The organism is Mesorhizobium sp. WSM3864 (assembly GCF_002294955.1).
GTDB lineage: Bacteria > Pseudomonadota > Alphaproteobacteria > Rhizobiales > Rhizobiaceae > Mesorhizobium.
This window is the reverse complement of the sequence record NZ_NSGD01000055.1, coordinates 1-1,272: the sequence shown is the minus strand read 5'-3', so window position 1 is coordinate 1,272 and position 1,272 is coordinate 1. Positions and strand designations below refer to the sequence as shown.

Annotated in this window: 1 protein-coding gene; it reads right to left on the bottom strand. The window is 63.5% G+C overall.

The annotated features are described in order from the left end of the window. Positions 1–18 precede the first annotated feature (18 nt). Positions 19–1,208 (bottom strand): IS3 family transposase gene (locus tag CK215_RS30535; protein ID WP_095833145.1). Its coding sequence is split into 2 segments (ribosomal slippage): positions 19–959 and positions 959–1,208, totalling 1,191 coding nucleotides; the frame shifts between segments, so codons are not numbered across the junction. Positions 1,209–1,272: the final 64 nt, after the last annotated feature.

Genomic DNA, 1,272 nt, shown 5'->3' with positions numbered 1-1,272 from the left:
TGACGTTGCCCCCAGTTTCTATCCAGTTTTGAGTTCGTTTCCGGCCTGGGTTGTGCCCTGCTGGGCGGGTGAAGCGACAGTCGCTGGCGCGGAGCCTTTGGCATAGCGCAGCGCGAGCGACCGTCGCGGATTGAAGGTGATGGCGAACTCGGCCGGTGTCTGCCAGGCGATTTGGGAGTGCGGCCGCGCGGTGTTGTAGTCGGCGCGCCACAGGGCGATGGCTACGCGCGCCTGAGCCAGCGAGGTAAACAGTGTCTCGTTGAGCAGTTCATCGCGCAGTCGGCCGTTGAAGCTCTCGATGAAGCCATTCTGCATCGGCTTGCCGGGCGCAATGTAATGCCATTCGACGCGGTTCTGATCCGCCCAGGCGAGGATGGCGTTGGAGGTGAACTCGCTGCCATTGTCGCTGACGATCATCCGCGGCCGGCCGCGCTCGGTGATGAGCCGGTCCAGTTCGCGGGCAACTCGCATGCCCGAGAGAGACGTATCAACGATGAGTGCCAGGCACTCTCTCGTGCAGTCGTCGACGACGGCCAGGATGCGGAAGCGGCGCCCGTCGGTGAGCTGGTCCGATACGAAGTCGAGCGACCAGCGCTCGTCGGGCCTCAGCGGCACCAGCATCGGCGCCCTGGTCCCGATCGCCCGCTTGCGGCCGCCACGTCGGCGAACGGCGAGCTTCTCCTCCCGATAGAGCCGGAACAGCTTCTTGTGGTTCACGACCAGGCCCTCCCGCCTCAGCATCACGAGGAGACGCCGGTAGCCGAACCGGCGACGCTCCTGCGCGATCGCCTTCATCCGCTCGCGAATCTCGCGGTCGTCCGGCCTGCTGGTCTCGTAGCGAACCGTCATGCGGCAACAGCCGATGGCTTTACACGCCCGCCGTTCGCTCATCCCGAAGCCTTCCTTCAGGTAAGCGACAGCTTTCCGCTTGGCCGCGGGCGTCACCATTTCTTTCCCACGAGATCCTTCAATGCGGCATTGTCGAGCATGGCATCGGCCAGAAGCCGCTTCAGCCGCGTGTTCTCGTCCTCCAGCGCCTTCAGTCGCCGAGCCTCGGAGACATCCATCCCGCCAAAGCGGGCCTTCCAGTTGTAGATCGAAGCATCGCTGACGCCGTGCTTCCGACACAGGTCGGCGACCGAGACCCCGGCCTCATGCTCCTTCAAAATTCCGATGATCTGCTCTTCAGAGAAGCGGCTGCGCTTCATGTCCTGGTCCTCTCGATGGGCCAGAACGAACTTCAAACCGGATTAGATCAGAGGGGCAAGGTCA